Raw genomic sequence first — 20,594 nt, forward strand, 5'->3', positions numbered from 1 at the left:
GGGACGTCGGTGGAGCGCCCCTTCAGGGGCGCGGGGAACTGCGCGACCAGCCACGACGGTGCCGCACCCGACCGACGACCTGCCGCGTCACGACTCACCGAGCAGCCGTACCAGTTCGATCCGGGACCGGATCCCCAACCGGCTGAAGACGCCCCGCAGATGGTGGTCGATCGTGCGCGGGCTGAGGTTCAGCCGGTCGGCGATCTCCCGGTTGGTGGCGCCGTCGGCGGCCATCCGGGCGACCATGTGCTGCTGGGCGGTGAGGACGGCCGCCGGGTCCGCGCCGGAGTTCGGGGTGGACGGCGTGCCGAGGGCACGGAGTTCGGCGCGGGCCTGGGCGGCGCAGTGCGGGGCGTCGAAGGACTCGAAGGCCTCCAGGGCGCTGTGCAGCCGGTCCCGGGCCTCGGTGCGGTGCCGCAGCCGGCGCAGGGCGCCGGCGAACAGCAGCTCGGTGCGGGCGCGTTCGAAGTCGCGGGTGCCCCGGGCGTGCAGGTCGAGCGCGGCACGGTAGTGCGGGACCGCCTCGGCGCCGGGGGCGAGCAGGGCCCGGCAGCGGGCGCTGAGGGCGAGGTCGTCGGTGCTGCGGACGGCGGTGGCCCAGCGGTGGTAGTCGGCGTGGGCGGCGCGGGCCACCCGGGTGTCGCCGGTGCGGACGGCGGCCTCCACATAGTGCGGGGTGGCCAGGTGCCGGATGGCCCGGTGGCCGTGTCCGGGTCCGAACCCGGCGAGGGCGCGCAGCCGGGCGGCGGCGGCCGGGAAGCGGCCGTTGGCCAGGTCGAGGAAGGCGAGCGCCCACTGGGCGAGGGCGGCGGGCAGGCCGAGCCCGTGCGCCAGGGCGTAGGAGCGGACGGCCGCCGCGCGCTCCCGGCAGGCCTCCTCGTCGCCGGTGACGGCGGCGAACATGGCGAGCGCGGCCTGGAGATGGCAGGCCCCGTTGTCCTGCCCGGTGGCGTGCGCCTGGCTCAGGGCCTCGTGGACGGCGGCCTCGGCGGCCCGGGTGCGGCCGGTCCAGAAGTCGGCGTAGGCGCGGAACTCCATGGCCTGGGCCGCCGTCGCCGGCAGGCCCCGGGCGCGGGCCGAGGCGGCTGCGCGGAGGGTGGCGGTCGCGGCGCGGGTGTGGTCGCCGAGCATCAGGGCGGCCATGCCGGAGTGGATCAGCAGCACGGGGTCGCCGCCGGGTCCGGAGCGGCCCGCGGCGCCCCTGAGGAGGACCCGGGCGTCCTCGTAGCGGCCTTCGACGGCGGCGGCGAGTCCGCCGAGGACGCCGGAGGCGGGGAGGTCCAGCCACCGGGCGAGGACATGGGCCTCCCGGCAGCGTCTGAGGTCGCCGGTGTAGACGGCGGCCTCGGTGGCGAGGGCGAGCAGTTCGGCCGCATCGGCGGAACGTTCCTGCCGGACGGCGGCGGTGAGCAGGGCGTCGAAGGCCTCGGAGGCGTTGCCGGCCCGGAGGGCGAGGACGCCGTTGAGGGCGGCGTTGTCGGTGCGGGCGGCGAGGTGTCTGGCCCGGTCGGGCTCTCCGGAGCGCCAGGCGTCGGCGGCGGCCCGGGCCAGCAGCCGGGCCTGGGCGACCGGGTCCGGGCAGAGCTGGGCGGAGCGTTCGGCGAGCGCCCGGGCCAGCGCGGGGCGGCCCTCGGCGCGGGCCCGGTCGGCGGCGACCCGGAGTTCGGCGGCGAGCCGGGCGCTGGGGCCGAGCGCGGCGGCGCCCCGGTGCCAGGAGCGGCGGGTCGTCTCGCCCTTGCCGCCGAGCACCCGGGCGAGCAGTTGGTGGGCCGCGCGCCGGTCGGCCGGGGAGGCGGTCTCGTAGGCGGCGATCCGGGTCCAGGCGTCGCGGAAGAACACCCCGCCGGCGCTGGCGTGGGCCACCCCGGCGGTCTCGGCGGCGTCCAGCGCGCGGGTGTCGATCCGGGCGGCCGTGACCGCGCGCAGGAAGGCGTGGGTGGCGACCGGGTACTGGTCGGCGGCGGCCAGGAGCAGCAGCAGCCGGGTGTCGTCGGGCAGGGCGCGGTTCTCCCGGCGCAGGGCGTGGAGCAACCGCGGTGCGAGTTCGGCCGGTTCGACGGGCAGCGGGTCGACGCCCGAGGCCTGCCGTGCGGTGAGGCGCGGCACGAGTTCGGCCGCGGCGCGCTGGTCCTCGTATACGACACGGAGCACCCGGGCGCGGACGCCCTCGGGGAGCGCCGAAGCCGGGCACGGCCCCGCGTCGGTGGTCTGCGGTGGCGAAGTGCGGTCAAGAGGTGGGGGATTCACCGGTATCACCACACCAAAGACGTTACTGGCGAGTTAGTTGACTCGTAAAGACTGGCGACTTCGCCGATGCGGCGCGCGTAGACCTGTCCCGACACTCCTGAACAACCCCACCCGTTTCAGGAGGCATCATGCAACGCGCAAAGCGTCGCATCGCAACGGCTCTGTCGGCGATAGCCGGTTCGCTCCTTCTGTCACTCCCCCTGGCCACGACTCCCGCACACGCGGCCAGCCACAACCCGATCGTGTTCGTGCACGGTCTGAGCAGCGACTCCAGCAGCTGGGACGACTGGATCGCGGACTTCAAGGCCGACGGGTACACCTCGTCGGAGCTGTACGCCTGGTCGTACGACTGGACGAAGTCGAATGTCACCACCGCCTCGCAGCTGTCCACCTACATCCAGTCCGTCCTCTCGACGACCGGCGCCTCGAAGGTGGACCTGGTGGTCCACTCCATGGGCGCGCTCAACAGCCGCTACTACCTCAAGAACCTCGGCGGGACCGCGTACGTGGACGACTTCGTGTCGGTCGCCGGGGTGAACCACGGGACGAGCGTCGCCTCGCTGTGCGGGTGGCTGTACACCTCCTGCAAGGAGATGACCACCGGCAGCTCCTTCCTGACCGCCCTGAACTCCGGTGACGAGACGCCCGGCAGCGTCACGTACGCGGCGTACTGGTCGAACTGCGACTCGGCGATCGACCCGGACAGCTCGGCGCTGCTGAGCGGGGCGACCAATGTCGGCGTCGGCTGCATCTCGCACACTGACATGAACAACGACTACGGCGTGTACCAGCAGGTACGCGACTTCATCGCGTAAAACCCGTCGCGGGGGTGCGACGGGCCCGTGCGGGGGACAATCACCGTAGACCTGCTTCCGTCTGGAGGTCTGGAGGTCGTCATGCGGCTGATGTCCCTCAGTTCCGGGGAACCGGTGCGGGATCCCGTCCACCACCCGCTGTTCGCCCGTTTCTACGCCCGCTGCAGCGTCGCCGCCGAGACCGGACTCGGCATGGCGGTGATCCGGGAGCGGCTGCTCTCCGGGCTGTCCGGGCGGGTGATCGAGATCGGCGCGGGCAACGGGCTCAACTTCGCGCGCTATCCCCGTGCGGTCGCGGAGGTCGTCGCGATCGAACCGGAGCGCACCCTGCGGCAGTTGGCGGCCGACGCCGCCGTGCGCGCCGAGGTCCCGGTGGACGTGGTGCCGGGCACGGCGGAGGCGCTGCCGGTGAAGAGCGAGGCCTATGACGCGGCGGTGCTCTCGCTGGTGCTGTGCAGTGTCCGGGACGTGCCGCGGGCGCTCGCGGAGGTGCGGCGGGTGCTGCGGCCGGGCGGTGAGCTGCGGTTCTTCGAGCACGGCTCGGGCGGCGGCCCGGCGATGCGGTTCACCCAGCGGGCACTGGACCGGACAGTGTGGCCACTGCTGAGCGGCGACTGCCATCTGTCCCGGGAGCCGGTCGCCGCACTGCGCGCGGCCGGGTTCGAACTCGGTCCGTACCGGCGGGTGTTGCTGCCGGAGCACGGACCCCGGCTGCCGTCCTCCTACTGTGTGCTCGGGGTCGCGCGCAAGCCCCCGGAGTCCTGATCACAGGCTCCAGCGGCGCAGCTCCTCGGCGATGTCGGCCACGCTCGCCTGGCCGTTCTTGACCAGCCGGGCCAGATCGCGGACCTGCTCGGGCGAGGTGGCGACCTTGAGGCCGCTGGCGACCAGGTAGGCGTAGGCGACCGAGGCCGCGAACAGGGCGTTCGAGCGCTCCAGGGCCGGCACATGGATGAGGAGCTGCAGCAGGGCGGCGGCGCGGGCCTGCGGGGAGTCGTAGACGGGGACGTCGAATATCTCGGCCCGGTGCCGTGCGACCGCCGCGATCAGCGCGCCCCAGTCGGTGACCTGCGGGTCCCCGGGGGTCTTCTGTTCGGCGAGCATGAGGAGCCAGGCGAGATCGATGGTCAGGTCGCTCAAGGGATCAGTGACGGCCTTCGGTCTTGTCAGACGTGTCGGTACCGTGCGTCTCGCCGAACTCCTCGGCGAAGACGGACTCGTACTGCTTCATGAAGTCGGCGGCGGCCTCGACGAACGTACGGCCCGCTTCACCCGTGTCCTGCATGACCAGTTCCTCTATGTAGCGGTTGACGCTCACACCACGCGCGAGAGCGCGCTCGCGGGCCGCCTTGGCGGTGCCCTCGTCCACGCGCACGTTCAGCTGGGTCTTCGCCATACACCGAAGCTAGCGCCGGAACGCTAGCGAGGGCAAGCGCGCATCGGAATCGAAAAGTGATACCGCCTGTGCGACGGGTCACACTACGCTCGACCCGGACAAAGAGGTCGTGCGAACGGGGAGGCAGTCGTGTCCACAGCAGCTGCGGAGGCGCCCGCCGCCGAGGGGACCGCGGCCCGCGCCCGCGGGCTGACCAAGGCGTACGGCGCGGGCGAGACGGCGGTGCTGGCGCTGGACTCGGTGGACGTGGACATCGCGCGCGGCCGCTTCACCGCGGTCATGGGCCCGTCCGGCTCCGGGAAGTCCACGTTGATGCACTGTCTGGCGGGGCTGGACACCGTGTCGGCCGGCCAGGTCTGGCTCGGCGGCACCGAGATCACCGGTCTGAGGGAGCGCGAGCTGACGCGGCTGCGCCGGGACCGGATCGGGTTCATGTTCCAGTCGTTCAACCTGATCCCGACGCTGAACGCGGCCGAGAACATCACCCTGCCCATGGACATCGCGGGCCGCAGGCCCGACGAGAAGTGGCTGGACCAGGTCATCGACACCCTGGGGCTGCGGGACCGGCTCAAGCACCGGCCCGCCCAGCTCTCCGGCGGCCAGCAGCAGCGCGTGGCCTGCGCGCGGGCGCTGGCCTCCCGCCCCGAGCTGATCTTCGCCGACGAGCCGACCGGCAACCTGGACTCCCGGGCCGGTCTGGAGGTGCTCGGCTTCCTGCGGGACGCGGTCGACCAGCTCGGCCAGACGGTCGTCATGGTGACCCATGACCCGGGCGCCGCCGCCCACTCCGACCTGGTGCTCTTCCTCGCGGACGGCCGGATCGTGGACCGGATGGAGAGCCCGACGGCGGACGCCGTGCTGGAACGCATGAAGCGATTCGACGTGGGACGCGGGTCCGCCGGACCCGAGGAGGACTGACCCAGTGCTCAAGGCGACCCTGCGCAGCTTCCTGGCGCACAAGGGACGGCTGCTGCTGTCCGCGCTGGCCATCGTCCTGTCCGTGGCGTTCGTCGCGGGCAGCCTGATCTTCTCCGACACCGTCACCCGCACCTTCGACCGGCTGTTCGCCTCCACCTCCGCCGATGTGACGGTGGAGCCGAAGGAGGACCTCAAGTCGTCGGTGCCGACCGGCGCCGTCCAGACCGTGCCGGCCTCCCTGAAGGACCAGGTCGCCAAGGTCGACGGGGTCGCGGACACGCACGCGGACGTGTCCGTGCAGAACATCGTGGTGGTCGACAGCCACAACAAGTCGGTCGGCCCCACCACCGGCGCCCCGACCATCGCCACCGACTGGTACCTCACCCCGCGCAGCCCCGTGAGGCTGACCTCGGGGCACGCCCCGCAGGGCGCCGGCCAGGCACTGCTCGACGCGGACACCGCCGACAAGAAGCACGTGCGGATCGGCGACACGCTGACCGTGCAGGCCCAGCCCGGCACCTTCGAGGTGGAGATCGTCGGCATCGCCACCTTCACCACCACCAACCCGGGCGCCGCCCTGGTCTTCCTCGACCCGTCCGTCGCCGCGAAGGAACTGCTGGGCTCCGCGGCCAGGGCCACCAGCATCTCGGTGGACGCGGCGCAGGGGGTCACCGACGCCGAGCTCAAGAGCCGCGTCGGAGCGGCGATCGGGACCGGCACCTACGACCTGAAGACCGCCGACGAACAGGCCAAGTCCTCGGCCGCGGACCTCGGCGGCTTCCTCGACGTCATCAAGTACGTGATGCTGGGCTTCGCGGGCATCGCCACGCTCGTGGGCGTCTTCCTGATCGTCAACACCTTCTCCATGCTGATCGCCCAGCGCACCCGTGAACTGGGCCTGTTGCGGGCCCTGGGCGCCGACCGCCGGCAGGTGCGGCGGTCCGTGCTCACCGAGGCGACGCTGCTCGGGCTCGTCGGCTCGACGCTGGGTCTGGGCGCCGGGATCGGGCTGGCGTTCGGGCTGATCAAGCTGATGAGCGCGTTCGGGATGAACCTCAAGGCCACCGAGATGGTCATCGGCTGGGGCACGCCCGTCGCCGCGTACGTGGTGGGGGTCGGGGTCACCTTCGTCGCCGCGTATCTGCCCGCCCGGCGCGCGGCCACCGTCTCCCCGATGGCGGCGCTCGCGGACGCCGAGATCGCCGGTGTGGGCAAGCCGTTGAAGGTGCGGGCGATCGTCGGCGCGGTCGTCGGCGCGCTCGGGGCGGCGGCCCTGACCGGCTGTGCGACGGCCACGAAGACCGCCTCCGCCGCCTCGCTGCTGGGCCTCGGTGTCGTGCTGACCCTGATCGCGACCGTCATCGCCGGACCGCTGCTGGTCCGGCCCGTGATCCGGGTCCTCGGCGGCGCGTTCCCCGCCCTCTTCGGCTCGGTCGGCCGGATGAGCCAGCGCAACGCCCTGCGCAACCCGCGCCGTACCGGTGCCACCGCCGCCGCGCTCATGGTGGGCCTCGCCCTGGTCGGCGGGATGTCGGTGGCCAGCGCCTCCATGTCCAGGTCCTTCGACCAGCAGATCGACAAGACGCTGGGCGCCGACTTCGTCATCCAGAACAGCAACTTCCTGCCGTTCACCCAGGAGATCACCGACAAGGTGCGTGCCACCGACGGCGTGGGTCTCGTCGTACGGCAGCGGTTCGCGCCCGTGGCGGTACGGCTGCCGGACGGCAGGCGGATCACCACGACGGCCGCCGGGTACGACCCGCAGGTCGACGACGTCGCCCATGTCGCCTACAAGGGCGGTGACACCGCCGCCGCGCTGGCCGCCGGCAGCCTCGGCATGGACGCCACCTTCGCCGCGGACCACAAGGTCCGGCTGGGCAGTGTGGTCCCGGTGGAGTTCCAGGGCGGGAAGACCGCCGAGATGAAGGTGGGCGCGCTCACCGACCAGGACGGCAGCGGCGGCTTCGGCACCCAGGGCGGGCTGTTCTTCGGGATCGGCACCGTGGCGAAGTACGTCCCCGGCGGCCAGGACTCCTCGCTGTACGTCAACCGGACCGCGGGCACGAGCGCGGACCGGCTCCGCGCGAACCTGGAGCGGACCCTCGCCCCCTTCCCGCAGGTCCAGGTCCGTGACCAGGCCGACTACAAGAAGCTGGTCCACGACCAGATCGCCGTGCTGCTGTACCTCGTGTACGCGCTGCTCGGCCTCGCGATCGTGATCGCGGTGCTCGGCGTGGTCAACACCCTCGCCCTGTCGGTCGTGGAGCGCACCCGGGAGATCGGGCTGCTGCGCGCGATCGGGCTGGGCCGGCGGCAGCTGCGCCGGATGATCCGGCTGGAGTCGGTGGTGATCGCGGTGTTCGGCGCGGTGCTGGGGCTCGCGCTCGGCCTGGTGTGGGGCGTGTGCGTCCAGCAGGTCCTGGCCCTCCAGGGCATGAAGGCCCTCGCGATCCCCTGGGGCACGATCGTCGCGGTGGTGATCGGCTCGGCGGTCGTCGGCATCGTGGCGGCCCTGCTGCCGGCCCTGCGTGCATCGCGCATGAATGTGCTGGCGGCCATCGCGCACGAGTGATGGAATCCGGCGGAGGGCTCGAACCGCCGGCTGCCGAGGAGAGTTCATGCCGCGTCCGTTCCGCTTCGGGGTCAACCTGCTCACGTCCGCGCCGGCCGACGAGTGGCGCGCGAAGTGCCGGCGCGCCGAGGAACTCGGGTACGACGTGATCCTCGTCCCCGACCACCTCGGCATGCCGGCGCCCTTCCCGGCGCTGGTGGCGGCGGCCGGGGCGACCGAGCGGCCGCGCCTCGGCACGTTCGTGCTCAACGCGGGCTTCTGGAACCCGGTGCTGCTGGCCCGCGAGGTGGCGACGACCGCGGAGCTGACCGGCAGCCGTCTCGAACTCGGGCTCGGCACCGGCTATGTGCAGGCCGAGCACGACCGGGCCGGGCTGCCGTTCGGCTCGCCGCGCGAGCGGGTGGACCAGCTGCGGCGCACGGTCGAGGAACTGCGGAAGTCGGACGAGTGCCGGGTGCCCCTGCTGATCGGCGGCAACGGCGACCGGATGCTGCGGCTGACAGCCGAGCACGCGGACATCGCGGCCTTCGCCGGGGCCCGTCTGGTCCCGGGGAACACGGAGGGGCGGCTGGAGCCGGTCGCGGCGGCGGAACTCGACGAACGGGTGGCCCGCTACGCGCAGTGGGCGGCGGGCCGCGCGGAACCAGCGGAACGGAACCTGCTCCTCCAGATGGTGGCCGTCACCGACGACCCGGCGTCCGTGCTCGGCCCGCTGCTCGGCCGGCACCCCCAGCTCACCCTGGAGCGGGCCCTGGACCTGCCCGTCATCCTGGTCGGCACCCTGGAGGAGATCACCGGGCGGGTGCGGGGGCTGCGCGAGCGGTACGGCATCTCCTATCTGACCGTGCTGGAGCCGTACATGGAGGCGTTCGCCCCGGTGCTGGCCGCGCTGTCCACATGGTGAAAACGCGGGTTCCGCGCGGGCGGTCGTGATGGGATCGCCGGATGACCGACCTGCGCATACGGGCCGCGACGCCCGACGACCTGGACGCGGTGCTCGCCTTCTGGAAGGCGGCGGCCGAGGGCACCAGCATCAGCGACGACCGGGGTGGGGTGGACCGCCTGGTCGCCCGGGACCCCGGGGCCCTGCTCCTCGCCGAGCTGGACGGCGAGCTGGTGGGCACGGTGATCGCCGGCTTCGACGGCTGGCGCTGCCATCTGTACCGGCTGGCGGTGCACCCGGAGCGGCGCCGCCGGGGCATCGGGTCGGCGCTGCTGGCGGCCGCCGAGGAGCGCTTCGTACGCCTCGGCGGGCGGCGCGGGGACGCGATGGTGCTGGTGCGCAACGAGACCGCGCACCATGCCTGGCGGGCGGCGGGGTACGCGCCGGAGGAGAAGTGGCGGCGGTGGGTGAAACCGCTGCCGGAGACCGCCGAGTGACCTGCTTTGCCGATCCTTTACCATTGAGGAGTCATTCCGCATCCCGGTCTCCTCGATGAAAGGTGTGTGAGCGTCCGCCCATGGGCGAGCCTCCCAGTTCTCCGTACCGACAACACCGCGCGGTCCCGTCCGCCCTGTCCGATCATGGGACGGAGGTGACCCGATGACCGAAGTGCTCCTCCTGCTGGTGGCGATCCTGCTGTCGCTCGCCTGCGGTGCCTTCGTCGCGGCCGAGTTCTCGCTGACCACGGTCGAGCGCGGCGAGCTGGAGCGGGCCGTGGCGCGCGGCGAGCGCGGGGCGGCCGGCGCGCTCAAGGCCGTACGGAACCTCACGTTCCAGCTCTCGGGGGCCCAGCTCGGCATCACGGTCACCAACCTGGTGGTCGGCATGCTCTCCGAGCCCTCGATCGCCAAGCTGCTGGCCGGTCCGCTGGAGGCCGTGGGCCTCGGGGCGTCGGCGGCCAGCTCGCTGGCGCTGGTGCTCGGCACCGCGCTGTCCACGGTGTTCCTGATGGTCGTCGGCGAGCTGGTGCCCAAGAACTGGGCGATCTCCTCGCCGCTGGCCGTGGCCAAGCGGGTGGGCAACGCCCAGCGCTGGTTCAGCGCGGCCTTCCGGCCCTTCATCACCCATCTGAACAACACGGCGAACCGGCTGGTCCGGCGCCTGGGCATCGAGCCCGCCGAGGAGCTGGCCTCCGCGCGCGGGCCCCAGGAGCTGGCCGCGCTGGCCCGGCACTCGGCCCGGCAGGGCGCGCTGGAGCCGGACACCGCCGAGCTGTTCGTGCGCACCCTGAACCTCGCCGACCTCACCGCCGAGAACGTGATGACCCCGCGCGTCCAGGTCGTCGCCCTGGAGGTCCGGGCGACCTGCGAGGACGTGGCGAACGCCACCCGTGCGACCGGTCTGTCCCGCTTCCCGGTCTACCGGGACAGCCTGGACTCGGTCGTCGGCACCGCCCACATCAAGGACGTCCTCGCCCTGCCGACCGACGAGCGGTCCCGGACCCGGGTCGCCCAGGTGATGCGCGAGCCGCTGCTGGTGCCCGAGTCCCTCACCGTCGACCGCCTCCTGGACCGCCTCGGCGGCCGGCGCACCATGGCCGTCGTCATCGACGAGTACGGCGGTACGGCCGGGGTCGCCACCCTGGAGGACATCGTCGAGGAGGTCGTCGGCGAGGTCCGCGACGAGCACGACCCGCACGAGACCCCCGACCTCGCCCCCGCCGGCGCCGACGAGTCGGGCCGCGCGCTCTACTCGGCGGACGGCGCGGCCCGGATGGACCAGCTCGCCCGGGTGGGCCTGCGGGCGCCCGAGGGGCCGTACGAGACGCTCGCCGGGCTGGTCGCGGCCGAGCTGGGCCGGATACCCGAGACCGGGGACGGGGTCGAGGTCGCCGGATGGCGGCTGGACGTGGTGGACGCGTCGGGGCGGCGGGCGGCCCGGGTGCTGCTGCACGCACCGCTCGCCGACGAGTCGGAGCAGGAGGAGCAGCGGTGACCGCCGTACAACTGCTGATCGGGTTCGCGACGCTGGTCGTGAACGCGTTCTTCGTGGGCGCCGAGTTCGCGTTGATCTCCGTGCGCCGCTCCCAGATCGAGCCGCACGCCGAGGCGGGCGACCGGCGGGCCAAGAGCGTGCTGTGGGGGCTGGAGCACGTGTCCGCGCTGCTCGCCGCCGCCCAGCTCGGCATCACGCTGTGCACGCTGGTGCTGGGCGTGGTCGCGGAACCGGCGATCGAGCACCTGCTGGAGCCGGTGTTCCACGCGGTCGGCGTGCCCGAGAGCGCGGGCCATGTGGTGTCCTTCGTGATCGCGCTGGTCCTCGCCACCTATCTGCACATGCTGCTCGGCGAGATGGTGCCGAAGAACGTGGCGCTGGCCGAGCCGGTGCGCAGCGCGCTGCTGCTCGGCCCGCCGCTGGTGGCCCTGTCCCGGGCGCTGCGCCCGGTGATCTTCACCATCAACGCCTTCGCCAACACCCTGCTCAAGCTGCTCCGGGTGGAGACGAAGGACGAGGTCTCGGCGACCTTCACGGACACCCAGCTCGCCGAGATCGTCCGGGACGCCGGCGAGGCGGGCCTGATCGACGACCGGGCGCGGGAGCGGCTGCACGACGCCCTGGAGCTGGGCCGCCGCCCGGTACGGGACGTCGTCGTACCGCTGGAACGTGTCGTCTACGCCCGCGTGGGCGTCACCCCGGAGGAGCTGGAGCGGCTCTCGGCGGAGTCCGGCTTCTCCCGCTTCCCGGTGGTGGACGAGGGCCGGCGGATCGTCGGCTATCTCCACGTCAAGGACGCACTGGACGCCTCCCCCCGCGCCGAGGCCTTCCGGCTCCGCGACATGCGCCCCATCGCCCGCGTCCGCGCCGACACCCCGCTCGACGACGTCCTCACCGCGATGCGCGGCAGCCGGACCCACCTGGCCGGCGTACTCGGCGACGACGAGCGGCTGGCCGGGCTGGTGACGATGGAGGACGTACTGCGAGAGCTGTTCGGGCAGCACGCGTAGGCCCCGGTCCCGGGCGCGGCCGAAACCGCGCCCGGGCGGGAGCGGAGCCCTAATCGGCGGGCGAGCGGGCCGCGACCGGGCGGGAGCGGGCGGGACCGGGCCGGGCTCAGGCGGAAGCGGGGCGCGGGCGGGCCGCGCTCGCGCGCGAGCAGGGCGCGGGTGGGCCCGGTCCGGGTGGGAGGAGGGCACGAGTGAGCCCGGTCCGGGTGAGAACAGGGCCCGAGTGAGCCCGGTCCGAGTGAGAGCAGGGCCCGAGTGAGCCCGGTCCGAGTGAGAGCAGGGCCCGAGTGAGCCCGGTCCGAGTGAGAACAGGGCCCGAGTGAGCCCGGTCCGAGTGAGAACAGGGCCCGAGTGAGCCCGGTCCGAGTGAGAACAGGGCCCGAGTGAGCCCGGTCCGGGTGGGGGCAGGCTGCGCGTGGGACGGGTGCGGGGCGGAGGGGGAGCGACCGACCGGCGGGTATGAGCCTCGGGATACCATTTGCGTCGCCATGCACAAGAACCCGGTGCCTCCCGCACACTCCAGCCTGGTCGCGATCGGCGACTCCTTCACCGAGGGCATGTCGGACCTGAACCCCGACGGCTCCTACCGCGGCTGGGCCGACGTCCTCGCCGGACGGATGGCCGCCCGCACCCCCGGCTTCCGCTACGCGAACCTCGCGGTGCGCGGCAAGCTGATCGCACAGATCGTCGAGGAGCAGGTGGACGTGGCGGTCGCGATGCGGCCCGACGTGATCACACTGGTCGGCGGCCTCAACGACACGCTTCGGCCCAAGTGCGACATGGGCCGGGTCCGGGATCTGCTCACCGAGGCGGTGGAGCGGCTGACGCCGGCCTGCGAGCAGCTGGTGCTGATGCGCAGCCCCGGCCGCCAGGGCCCGGTCCTGGAGCGGTTCCGGCCGCGCATGGAGGAGCTGTTCGCCTGCGTCGACGAGCTGGCCGCACGGCACGGCGCTCTCGTGGTCGACCTGTACGGCGCGCCCTCGCTGGCCGACCCCCGGATGTGGGACGTGGACCGGCTGCACCTGACGGACGAGGGGCACCGCCGGGTCGCCGAGGCGGTCTGGCAGACCCTCGGCCACGAGGCCGAGGACCCCGAGTGGCGGACGCCGCTACCGGCCACGGCGCCGCCCGGCTGGGCCGCGCGCCGGATCGCGGACGCCCGCTTCACCAAGCAGTACCTGCTGCCGTGGATAGGCCGCCGCCTGACCGGCCGCTCCTCGGGCGACGGCCGCGCGCCGAAGCGGCCGGAGCTGCTGCCCTACGAGGCGTAGCGGCGCGGGCCGGTTCCCGGCCCAGCGCTGAGCCGGGCAAAGCCTCCTGGGTCACCCCTACGGGCGACACAGACCCCGGCTTGCACGGCCGGGCCACCGCCGAGCCGGCGGACGGCGGACGGCGGACGGCGGACGGCTGATCAGATGCTCACTGGCGGGTGACCGGTGAAGGCGGAACGGGGAGGGCCGACGTACGGAGGACGGCCGTCAGTGAGCTCACTGGATCGGGGTGTCGGGCGGGGGGAGCCGGACGGTGCGCTCCCGATCGACGGATGCGACGCCGTCGACCGCCTCCAGGCCTGGTACACGGTCCTCCGCGACGGTGCCGGAGAGCGTACCGAGGACCGGCTGCTCGCCCGTGACCGTGAGCCCGGCCTGCCGCAGGGCCGCTACCACCTCCGCGAACCGGTCGGGGTCGACCGCGAGGACGACCCCGACCGGCGCGGACCGGGCTGACTCACTCATGGGGCCTGCAGCAGGCCCGCGCCGACGTCCCGGACGGGCTGTGTCAGGGGGAACGCGCCTGATTTCAGGCTCGCCACGAGATCGGCCGCGGAAGCGTCGGGGCTGGCTTCGGCGAGCAGGGCGAGGACGCCCGCGACGTGGGGCGTGGCCATGCTCGTGCCGCTCATGGTCTGGTACCCGCCGCCCGGAGCGGCCGAGCGCACGTCCCTGCCGGGCGCGGCGATGTTGATCTCACCGCCCTGGCCGTTGATTTCGCCGTTGGAGAAGAACGACGGCGTGATCGACTTGTCGAGCGCGGCTACCGCGAGGACGGAGGGACAGTTGGCGGGTCGGCTGACCGGCAGGATGTTCGAGGGCCGGCTGCTGTCGTTGCCCGCGGCGGCGACGATCACCGTCCCGCGCTCGAGCGCGCGCTGGGCCAGAATCTCGTACGTCTGCGGGAACAGCTCACCGGGCTGGACCCGAGCGCCGAGCGACATGGAGATCACCCGCGCGCCCCGGGCGATGGCCCAGGCCATACCCGCCAGGATCTGGCCGTCGGCGCCGCTGCCCTGGTTGCTGAGGACCTTCCCGGCGAGGATCCGGGCGTCGCAGGCCACGCCGTAACGGGGTTTCTGCTGGGGGTCTTTCGGGCCGGCGACAGTACCGATGCAGTGGGTGCCATGGCCGTGGCCGTCCTCGACCGCCTCGCCGGTCACGAAGGACATCGTGTCCTCGACACACCGGACCAGGTCCGGGTGGGTGGTGTCCACGCCGGTGTCGAGGACAGCGACCTTCACACCGCGTCCGGTCAGGTGGGACAGGTTGGCCCGGATCGCCTGCAGGCCCCAGGTGAACGTCTGCTCGTCCAGGGCCGGGCCCTGGGCGGCGGCGATTTCGGCTCTGGTGTGGCGGGTGACCACGTCCTCGTCGCTGCGGTAGGCCGGGAAGAACTCGGTCGGTGCCTGCTGCGGGGCGGTGATCGGCATGGCGTACACCATGCGCTCCGGTTCCGCCGCGATGATCGACGGCTCCGCCTCGGCCGTCGTCACCAGCGTGTGGCGCAGTTCGGGCCGTACCTCGACGACGGCGACTCCGAGTTCCTCGAAGTGCACCGAGACATCGGGGCGTTCGAGGAGTTCGGCGACGTTCGCGACCTCGGTGCCCCGGACGCGTTCGACAGGCGCGATGTCGGCGGCGGACCTCAGGGCGTTCAGGCCGCTCTCCTGGTTGCTCGGGTCGAGCAGGACCACGTACCGACCGGTGTACTCCGTGCCCTGGCCCGTGACGGGGCCATTGGGCCGATCGGGTTGCCCATTGAAGACACGCCTGTCCATAGGTCCGTTCACCATTGAATTTCCCGCTCTCTGTGCGCTTCCCGGTTTGTAGGCGCGCGCGTCGGCATCCCCCTGTTTAGACCGTGGCATTGGGCATGGAGGCCCGCAACTCAGCGGTGGCGCCCGCGCCGCAACTGGAGACGCTGATAGAATGCACACAAAGGCCCCATATTGCCCTTGTCCGCGGTGCTCATCGGCAGCAGCCGTATGAAGGCGAACGCGCTCGACAGGGCCAGGTAGGGCAGTCGCACCAGCACTATCCATCTGAGAACGAGCGGGGTCGTACGGGTGGAAATGCGTGACCGCACGCACCGGAAACCCTCAATCCCGCCTCAGCAGACTCATCTTGGCAGGGCACGCCACCACGCATCCCTTGCCGGAGAGAGGAAGTCTGAGATGACAACGACGACCGTCAACATCAAGCAGGCATTGCCTCCGAGCATTCAGGCAACGATGGCGCTGGGAGACGACCACGCCATCCAGATCATCGAGTTCTTCGACGGTACGAAGGCGATCGTGGAGAGCGGCCGCGCGATCGACCAGGTTCCCGCCACTCCGGGCGAGGTCGAGGGACCGCCCGACGCCGGGAAGCAGGCGAGTGGCGAACGGGCCGGCGACGGCGATCCGTCGGTGCTCACCACGGACGAGCAGGTCTGGTTCCGGAACACGTTCTGCAACGGCGCCCAGGCGTGTCTGCAGGGTTGGGACTGGGCGACCTGCGGGACGGATCGCGCTGTGGGTTTCGGAACAGGGATCGCGATGGTGGGTCGCGAGGGGTCGCACAACGCCACCCTCTTCGTCGACATGTGGCAGTGCAACGGCCAGGAATGCTTCTGGGTCCAGAACTGGCAGGGCACGGTCGTTCCGGGACACTGGCTCTCCGTGAACACGAACGCGCCCGACCGCAAGTGGCTGCGGTGGCGGCTCGTAGGAGCCGGAGGCGACACTCAGGTCAGTCTGGCCGCCAAGTACTGACCGGGTGTCATCCCGCGCGGGCCGGTTCCCGGCTCAGTGCTGGGGGCTGTCCCCGAAGGCCGTCACCGTGAGGAAGCGGATCGGCAGGGCGACGAGGCGTTCGGGGCCGTGCGGGGCCTCGCCGTCGAACTGGAGGGCGTCGCCGGGGCGCAGGGTGTAGCTGGCCTTGCCGTGGCCGTAGACCATCTCGCCCTCCAGCATGTAGAGCAGCTCGGTGCCGCCGTGCTGGAAGAGCGGGAAGACCTCGCTCTGCTCGGTGAGGGTGACCAGCAGGGCGTCCATCCGCTTGTGGGCGCCCCGCAGCGAGCCCAGCTGAGCGTACTCGTGGCCGACGCGGCTGCCGCGCCGGACGATCCGGGCGCCGTGGCCGGCCGGCACGAAGACCGCCTCCCGGTCGTCGTCCATGCCCCGGAACAGGGCGGTGACGGGGACGTCGAGGCCGCGGGCGAGGCGCGACAGGGTGGTGAGGCTGCACGCCGTCTGGGCGTTCTCGATCTTCGACAGCATGGCCTTGGAGATCCCGACGCGCTGCGCCATCTCCCCGACCGAGACCCCCGCCGCCTGCCGGTACTCACGGGTGCGGACCGCGATGATCCGCTCCAGTGCCTTCTCGTCGAAATCGTCGCTTGCGTTGCTGTCGCCGTCGTCGCCGTCTGTGTGCTGCTCGGTCACCGGCGCATCCTAGCCCGCGCGTTCGAGCCGGAAGCGTGGCTGGGGCTCGGCCCGGCCGGTCGCCAGGTCGGCCGCCATCGCCCCGATGAGCGGGGCGAACTTCGCGCCGTGCCCGGAGCACGGCGAGACGATCACGAACGGCCCGTGCCGGTCCAGGACGAAGTCCTCGTCGGGGGTGGTGGTGTAGAGGCAGGTCGCCTCGGCGACCGGGGCGGGGTCGAGCCCCGGCAGCCGGTCACGCACGAAGCCGCTCACCCGGCTCCGGGACGCGGGGTCGACCACCCCGCTGCGGGTCCTGGCCGTCGTGGGCGTGCCCCGGTCGTGCTCGGCCACCTTCATCGCCGGGAGGAAGCCCCCGTCGCTGCCCGACGGCAGCCCGAAGACCTGCAGGTCGGCGTCCTTGGTGACCAGGATCGGCCACCGCTCGCCCGGGTCCCGCTGCCGGAAGTGGAAGACCTGCTGCTGGGTGACCGTCAACGGCGGGAGCGCCAGCGGCAGTTCGAGTTCGGGCAGCCAGGCGCCGGCCGCGATCACCACGGTGTCGGCGGTGCGTTCCCGGCCGTCGTCGGTACGCAGCAGCACCGCGCCGCCCGCGACCACCTCCAGGCCCACGACACGCGCGCCGATCACCGCGTCCGCCCCGTGCTCCACCGCCCCGCGCACACAGGCGGCGACGGTCTCGTCCGCGTCCAGCACCCCCGCACCCGGGTGGTACAGCGCCGGGCCGGTGAACCGGATCGACGGCCAGCGCTCCCGGGCGGCCTCGGCGCCGAGGAGTTCGTACGGCACTCCGGCCGCCGCAAGGACCTCGGCGAGGCCCTCCGGGTCCCGTCCCTCCCCCAGGTCGAGCCCACCGGTGGTGCGCAGCAGGGGAGTCGAGGTGTCCTCCTCCAGCACCCGCCACTCCTCCAGCGCCCGCCCGGTCAGGCGGACGTAGAAGGGGTCGGCGTAGGCATGCCGGAAGATGCGTGAACTGCCGTGGGAGCTGCCCCGCTTGTGCCCGATGTCGTATGCCTCGATCAGGGTGACCGGGTGGCCGCGCCGGGCGAGCTGCCAGGCGGTGGCCGCGCCCATCAGCCCGGCGCCGACGACCGCGATCACAGCCCGGTCCCCGGGATCCAGTCCGTGCCCGCCAGTGGGACCCGGGCCATGGCGGCGGACTCGATGGTGAGCGCGACCAGGTCCTCGGGTTCGAGGTGCAGCAGGTGGGCCTTGCCGCAGGCGCGGGCCAGGGTCTGGGCCTCCATGGTCATCACCCGCAGGAAGTTGGCGAGCCGCCGGCCGCCCTCGACCGGGTCGAGCCGGGCGGCGAGCTCCGGGTCCTGGGTGGAGATGCCGGCCGGGTCGCGGCCGTCCTGGTAGTCGTCGAAGTAGCCTGCCGCCGACCCCAGTCGCCGGTACTCCTCCTCGTACCGGGGGTGGTTGTCGCCGAGCGCGATGAGCGCCGCCGTACCGATGGCGACCGCGTCCGCCCCCAGCGCCAGCGCCTTCGCCATGTCGGCGCCGGACCGGATGCCGCCCGACACCACCAGCTGGACCTCCCGGTGCACGCCCAGCTCCTGAAGGGCCCGCACCGCCTGGGGCAGGGCGGCGAGCGTCGGGATGCCGACGTGCTCGATGAAGACGTCCTGGGTGGCCGCCGTACCGCCCTGCATGCCGTCGACCACCACGACGTCGGCGCCCGCGTGCACGGCCAGCTTCACGTCGTAGTACGTCCGGGTCGCGCCGACCTTCACATAGACCGGCTTCTCCCAGTCGGTGATCTCGCGCAGTTCGAGGATCTTGATGGCGAGGTCGTCGGGCCCGGTCCAGTCGGGATGCCTGCACGCGCTCCTCTGATCGATCCCGACCGGCAACGTCCGCATCCCCGCCACCCGTTCGGTGACCTTCTGCCCGAGCAGCATCCCCCCGCCCCCCGGCTTGGCCCCCTGCCCGAGGACGACCTCGATGGCGTCGGCGGCCCGCAGGTCGTCCGGGTTCATGCCGTACCGCGACGGCAGGTACTGGTACACGAGGTGCTTGGAGTGCCCACGCTCCTCGGGGGTCATCCCACCGTCCCCCGTGGTCGTCGACGTACCGACCTCACTCGCCCCCCGCCCCAGCGCCTCCTTGGCCTGCGCGGAGAGCGCCCCGAAACTCATGCCGGCGATGGTGACGGGCGTGGCGAGCCGCAGCGGGTTCTTGGCGTGCCGCGCACCGAGCACGACGTCCGTGTCACACCGCTCCCGGTAACCCTCCAGCGGATAACGGGACATGGAGGCACCGAGCAGCAACAGATCATCGAAGTGCGGCAGCCTGCGCTTGGCCCCCCACCCCCGGATGTCATAGATCCCGGTGTCGGCGGCACGCTGGATGGCATGGATGGTCGCACGATCAAAGGTGGCCGACTCACGCAGACCATGGGATGCGGGTTCCAAGGTTCATAACTCCAAACAGGGCTCGATGAAGCGCCCCTTCAGGGGCGCGGGGCGTTATCGATTTGCGGCTACCGCCGCGCGGGCGCGACCAGCCACACCCAGCCCGCAGCCGACAACGGCGCTAATACGCACCCAAGTTGTCGATCTTGAAGTGATACAACTCCCTCGCCGAGCCGTACCGGCGAAACTCCCCCGGCTCCTCCTCCCGCTCCGCCGCCTTCAACAACTCACCCAACTCGGCGAGATGCTCACCCCGCATCTCCTTCTCCACACAGTCCGCGCCCAGCGACTTCACCGCCCCCCGCACATAGATCCGCGCCTCGTACAGCGAGTCCCCCAGCGCCTCCCCCGCGTCCCCGCAGACCACCAACCGCCCGGCCTGCCCCATGAACGCACTCATGTGACCGACGTTTCCGCCGACCACGATGTCCACGCCCTTCATGGAGATCCCGCACCGGGCCGACGCGTCCCCGTCGATCACCAGCAGCCCTCCATGGGCCGTGGCCCCCGCCGACTGGGAGGCGCTCCCCCGCACCCGGACCGTCCCCGACATCATGTTCTCGGCGACCCCGGTCCCCGCGTTGCCGTGCACGGTGACCGTGGCGTGCTGGTTCATGCCGGCGCAGTAGTAGCCGACGTGGCCCTCGATGTCGACGGTGAGCGGTTCCCGGATGCCGCAGGCGACGGCGTGCGCCCCGCGCGGGTTCAGCACCCGCCAGTCGTCGGCCCCGGCCGCGTGCAACGCCCCGTTGAGCTCGCGCACCGGCGTCGTCGCCAGGTCGATCAGCGTCGCCATACGTACACCTCTTCCGGCTCGGGTTCGAAGATGCGGGCGTTCTCGATGCCCGGCAGGACGTCCAGCGCCCGGTACTCGGAGGCCATCGCCACCCAGTCGGCGGTCTCGGCGACCAGCGCCGGCTTGCAGGCGATGGCGTCGCGGACCACCGCGAAGGAGTCGCCGGTGGAGACCAGCAGCGTGTAGAAGCCGTCGAAGCGTTCGCACAGCAGCTTCAGCGCCTTCTCCAGGTCGGCGCCCTGGGCGAGGTGGTGCGCGACGAACCGGGCGCCGACCTCGGAGTCGTTCTCGCTGTCGAACTCGACGCCCTGGGCGCGCAGTTCACGGCGGATGGTGGCGTGGTTGGCGAAGGAGCCGTTGTGCACCAGGCACTGTCCTGGCCCCACGGAGAAGGGGTGGGCGCCCTCGGGGGTGACCGCCGACTCGGTGGCCATCCGGGTGTGCCCGACGCCCTGCCAGCCGGTGACGCCGGCGAGCCCGAAGGACTCGGCCAGCCGCACCGGGTTTCCGGTGCCCTTCAGTACGGCGCAGCCCTCGCCGGAGCCGATCACCCGGGCGTGGGGCAGGAGTTCGGCCAGCCGGGCGGGCTCCGCGTGGACGACGGTCGTGGCGTCGGCGTCGTAGGCCACCGCGCCCGGCAGTACCGTCCGGACCTCGGCGACCGAGGTGCCGAGCAGGGAGACCACGCTCTGCCCGGGCGGGGACAGCCGCGGGTCGCCGTAGACGGCGACGCCCGCCGAGTCCGGCCCGCGTTCGACGACTTGTCCCAGCATCGCGGCGAGCAGTTCGCCGAGCCGGGGTTCGAGGGCGGGCTCCCGCAGATGGAGCCCGACGATTCCGCACATA

At 72.4% G+C, this 20,594-nt stretch carries 20 protein-coding genes; 10 read left to right on the top strand and 10 right to left on the bottom strand.

What is annotated here, in order from left to right; genetic code table 11:
* Positions 1–87 precede the first annotated feature (87 nt).
* Positions 88–2,259, bottom strand: coding sequence for a LuxR C-terminal-related transcriptional regulator (locus ACGFZS_RS36790; RefSeq protein ID WP_393798742.1), 2,172 nt, complete (start codon positions 2,257–2,259; stop codon positions 88–90).
* 116 nt (positions 2,260–2,375) lie between these two features.
* Here ACGFZS_RS36790 and ACGFZS_RS36795 point away from each other — a divergent pair, with 116 nt between their 5' ends.
* Together ACGFZS_RS36795 and ACGFZS_RS36800 are read left to right on the top strand one after the other, a co-directional pair.
* On the top strand, positions 2,376–3,062 hold the full coding sequence (locus tag ACGFZS_RS36795) for a triacylglycerol lipase (RefSeq protein ID WP_365689837.1): 687 nt from the start codon (positions 2,376–2,378) through the stop codon (positions 3,060–3,062).
* An 81-nt stretch (positions 3,063–3,143) separates the two neighbouring features.
* Positions 3,144–3,827, top strand: coding sequence for a class I SAM-dependent methyltransferase (locus ACGFZS_RS36800; protein ID WP_393798743.1), 684 nt, complete (start codon positions 3,144–3,146; stop codon positions 3,825–3,827).
* On the opposite strand, the gene ACGFZS_RS36805 is transcribed toward ACGFZS_RS36800, so the two are convergent.
* Both ACGFZS_RS36805 and ACGFZS_RS36810 read right to left on the bottom strand, forming a co-directional pair.
* Entirely contained in the window at positions 3,828–4,202 is a 375-nt protein-coding gene (locus ACGFZS_RS36805) for a fic family toxin-antitoxin system, toxin component (RefSeq protein ID WP_359219537.1), read from the bottom strand.
* Positions 4,203–4,206: 4 nt separating this feature from the next.
* Positions 4,207–4,458: a toxin-antitoxin system HicB family antitoxin gene (locus ACGFZS_RS36810; RefSeq protein ID WP_355726538.1), complete on the bottom strand. Its 252-nt coding sequence runs from the start codon at positions 4,456–4,458 to the stop codon at positions 4,207–4,209.
* Positions 4,459–4,587: 129 nt separating this feature from the next.
* Here ACGFZS_RS36810 and ACGFZS_RS36815 point away from each other — a divergent pair, with 129 nt between their 5' ends.
* The 7 genes from ACGFZS_RS36815 (at position 4,588) to ACGFZS_RS36845 (ending at position 13,107) form a co-directional block, all read left to right on the top strand.
* On the top strand, positions 4,588–5,376 hold the full coding sequence (locus tag ACGFZS_RS36815) for an ABC transporter ATP-binding protein (RefSeq protein WP_393668639.1): 789 nt from the start codon (positions 4,588–4,590) through the stop codon (positions 5,374–5,376).
* A 4-nt stretch (positions 5,377–5,380) separates the two neighbouring features.
* On the top strand, positions 5,381–7,948 hold the full coding sequence (locus ACGFZS_RS36820) for an ABC transporter permease (protein WP_393798744.1): 2,568 nt from the start codon (positions 5,381–5,383) through the stop codon (positions 7,946–7,948).
* 46 nt (positions 7,949–7,994) lie between these two features.
* On the top strand, positions 7,995–8,852 hold the full coding sequence (locus ACGFZS_RS36825; protein ID WP_393798745.1) for a TIGR03621 family F420-dependent LLM class oxidoreductase: 858 nt from the start codon (positions 7,995–7,997) through the stop codon (positions 8,850–8,852).
* A gap of 41 nt (positions 8,853–8,893) precedes the next feature.
* Complete coding sequence (locus tag ACGFZS_RS36830; protein ID WP_393798746.1) at positions 8,894–9,328, top strand: GNAT family N-acetyltransferase; 435 nt, start codon at positions 8,894–8,896, stop codon at positions 9,326–9,328.
* 163 nt (positions 9,329–9,491) lie between these two features.
* Complete coding sequence (locus tag ACGFZS_RS36835) at positions 9,492–10,826, top strand: hemolysin family protein (protein ID WP_393798747.1); 1,335 nt, start codon at positions 9,492–9,494, stop codon at positions 10,824–10,826.
* Positions 10,823–11,836, top strand: coding sequence for a hemolysin family protein (locus ACGFZS_RS36840; RefSeq protein ID WP_393798748.1), 1,014 nt, complete (start codon positions 10,823–10,825; stop codon positions 11,834–11,836). Before ACGFZS_RS36835 ends, ACGFZS_RS36840 begins: the two co-directional genes overlap by 4 nt.
* A 488-nt stretch (positions 11,837–12,324) precedes the next feature.
* Positions 12,325–13,107, top strand: a complete 783-nt coding sequence (locus ACGFZS_RS36845; protein ID WP_393541293.1) for an SGNH/GDSL hydrolase family protein — start codon at positions 12,325–12,327, stop codon at positions 13,105–13,107.
* Positions 13,108–13,323: 216 nt separating this feature from the next.
* On the opposite strand, the gene ACGFZS_RS36850 is transcribed toward ACGFZS_RS36845, so the two are convergent.
* Complete coding sequence (locus tag ACGFZS_RS36850; RefSeq protein WP_393798749.1) at positions 13,324–13,572, bottom strand: hypothetical protein; 249 nt, start codon at positions 13,570–13,572, stop codon at positions 13,324–13,326.
* A complete protein-coding gene (locus ACGFZS_RS36855; protein WP_393798750.1) occupies positions 13,569–14,804 on the bottom strand; it encodes a S8 family serine peptidase in 1,236 nt (411 codons plus the stop codon). Before ACGFZS_RS36855 ends, ACGFZS_RS36850 begins: the two co-directional genes overlap by 4 nt.
* Positions 14,805–15,284: 480 nt before the next feature.
* Between ACGFZS_RS36855 and ACGFZS_RS36860 the strand changes: the two genes are divergently transcribed.
* Complete coding sequence (locus tag ACGFZS_RS36860) at positions 15,285–15,863, top strand: hypothetical protein (RefSeq protein WP_393798751.1); 579 nt, start codon at positions 15,285–15,287, stop codon at positions 15,861–15,863.
* 33 nt (positions 15,864–15,896) lie between these two features.
* Here the strand turns inward: ACGFZS_RS36860 and ACGFZS_RS36865 are convergent, their stop codons facing one another.
* The 5 genes from ACGFZS_RS36865 to ACGFZS_RS36885 all read right to left on the bottom strand — a co-directional run bounded on the left by ACGFZS_RS36865 (position 15,897) and on the right by ACGFZS_RS36885 (position 20,593).
* Positions 15,897–16,466, bottom strand: a complete 570-nt coding sequence (locus ACGFZS_RS36865; protein ID WP_355726549.1) for an XRE family transcriptional regulator — start codon at positions 16,464–16,466, stop codon at positions 15,897–15,899.
* 78 nt (positions 16,467–16,544) lie between these two features.
* Complete coding sequence (locus ACGFZS_RS36870) at positions 16,545–17,636, bottom strand: FAD-dependent oxidoreductase (RefSeq protein WP_393798752.1); 1,092 nt, start codon at positions 17,634–17,636, stop codon at positions 16,545–16,547.
* A complete protein-coding gene (locus ACGFZS_RS36875) occupies positions 17,633–18,952 on the bottom strand; it encodes an FMN-binding glutamate synthase family protein (protein WP_365689813.1) in 1,320 nt (439 codons plus the stop codon). Before ACGFZS_RS36875 ends, ACGFZS_RS36870 begins: the two co-directional genes overlap by 4 nt.
* Before the next feature lie 121 nt (positions 18,953–19,073).
* Positions 19,074–19,748, bottom strand: a complete 675-nt coding sequence (locus ACGFZS_RS36880) for a glutamate synthase (RefSeq protein WP_393798753.1) — start codon at positions 19,746–19,748, stop codon at positions 19,074–19,076.
* Positions 19,736–20,593 (bottom strand): glutamine amidotransferase, encoded by an 858-nt coding sequence (locus ACGFZS_RS36885; RefSeq protein ID WP_393798754.1) that lies wholly within the window; start codon positions 20,591–20,593, stop codon positions 19,736–19,738. Before ACGFZS_RS36885 ends, ACGFZS_RS36880 begins: the two co-directional genes overlap by 13 nt.
* Position 20,594: the final 1 nt, after the last annotated feature.

The organism is Streptomyces sp. NPDC048288, assembly GCF_043201555.1.
In the GTDB taxonomy this organism is placed as follows: Bacteria; Actinomycetota; Actinomycetes; order Streptomycetales; family Streptomycetaceae; genus Streptomyces.

Coding starts and splice junctions, on each gene's coding strand:
- ACGFZS_RS36795 (WP_365689837.1), top strand. CDS start 2,376: ATGCAACGCGCAAAGCGTCGCATCGCAACGGCTCTGTCGGCGATAGCC.
- ACGFZS_RS36800 (WP_393798743.1), top strand. CDS start 3,144: ATGCGGCTGATGTCCCTCAGTTCCGGGGAACCGGTGCGGGATCCCGTC.
- ACGFZS_RS36810 (WP_355726538.1), bottom strand. CDS start 4,458: ATGGCGAAGACCCAGCTGAACGTGCGCGTGGACGAGGGCACCGCCAAG.
- ACGFZS_RS36825 (WP_393798745.1), top strand. CDS start 7,995: ATGCCGCGTCCGTTCCGCTTCGGGGTCAACCTGCTCACGTCCGCGCCG.
- ACGFZS_RS36830 (WP_393798746.1), top strand. CDS start 8,894: ATGACCGACCTGCGCATACGGGCCGCGACGCCCGACGACCTGGACGCG.
- ACGFZS_RS36835 (WP_393798747.1), top strand. CDS start 9,492: ATGACCGAAGTGCTCCTCCTGCTGGTGGCGATCCTGCTGTCGCTCGCC.
- ACGFZS_RS36845 (WP_393541293.1), top strand. CDS start 12,325: ATGCACAAGAACCCGGTGCCTCCCGCACACTCCAGCCTGGTCGCGATC.
- ACGFZS_RS36850 (WP_393798749.1), bottom strand. CDS start 13,572: ATGAGTGAGTCAGCCCGGTCCGCGCCGGTCGGGGTCGTCCTCGCGGTC.
- ACGFZS_RS36860 (WP_393798751.1), top strand. CDS start 15,285: ATGACAACGACGACCGTCAACATCAAGCAGGCATTGCCTCCGAGCATT.
- ACGFZS_RS36880 (WP_393798753.1), bottom strand. CDS start 19,748: ATGGCGACGCTGATCGACCTGGCGACGACGCCGGTGCGCGAGCTCAAC.
- ACGFZS_RS36885 (WP_393798754.1), bottom strand. CDS start 20,593: ATGTGCGGAATCGTCGGGCTCCATCTGCGGGAGCCCGCCCTCGAACCC.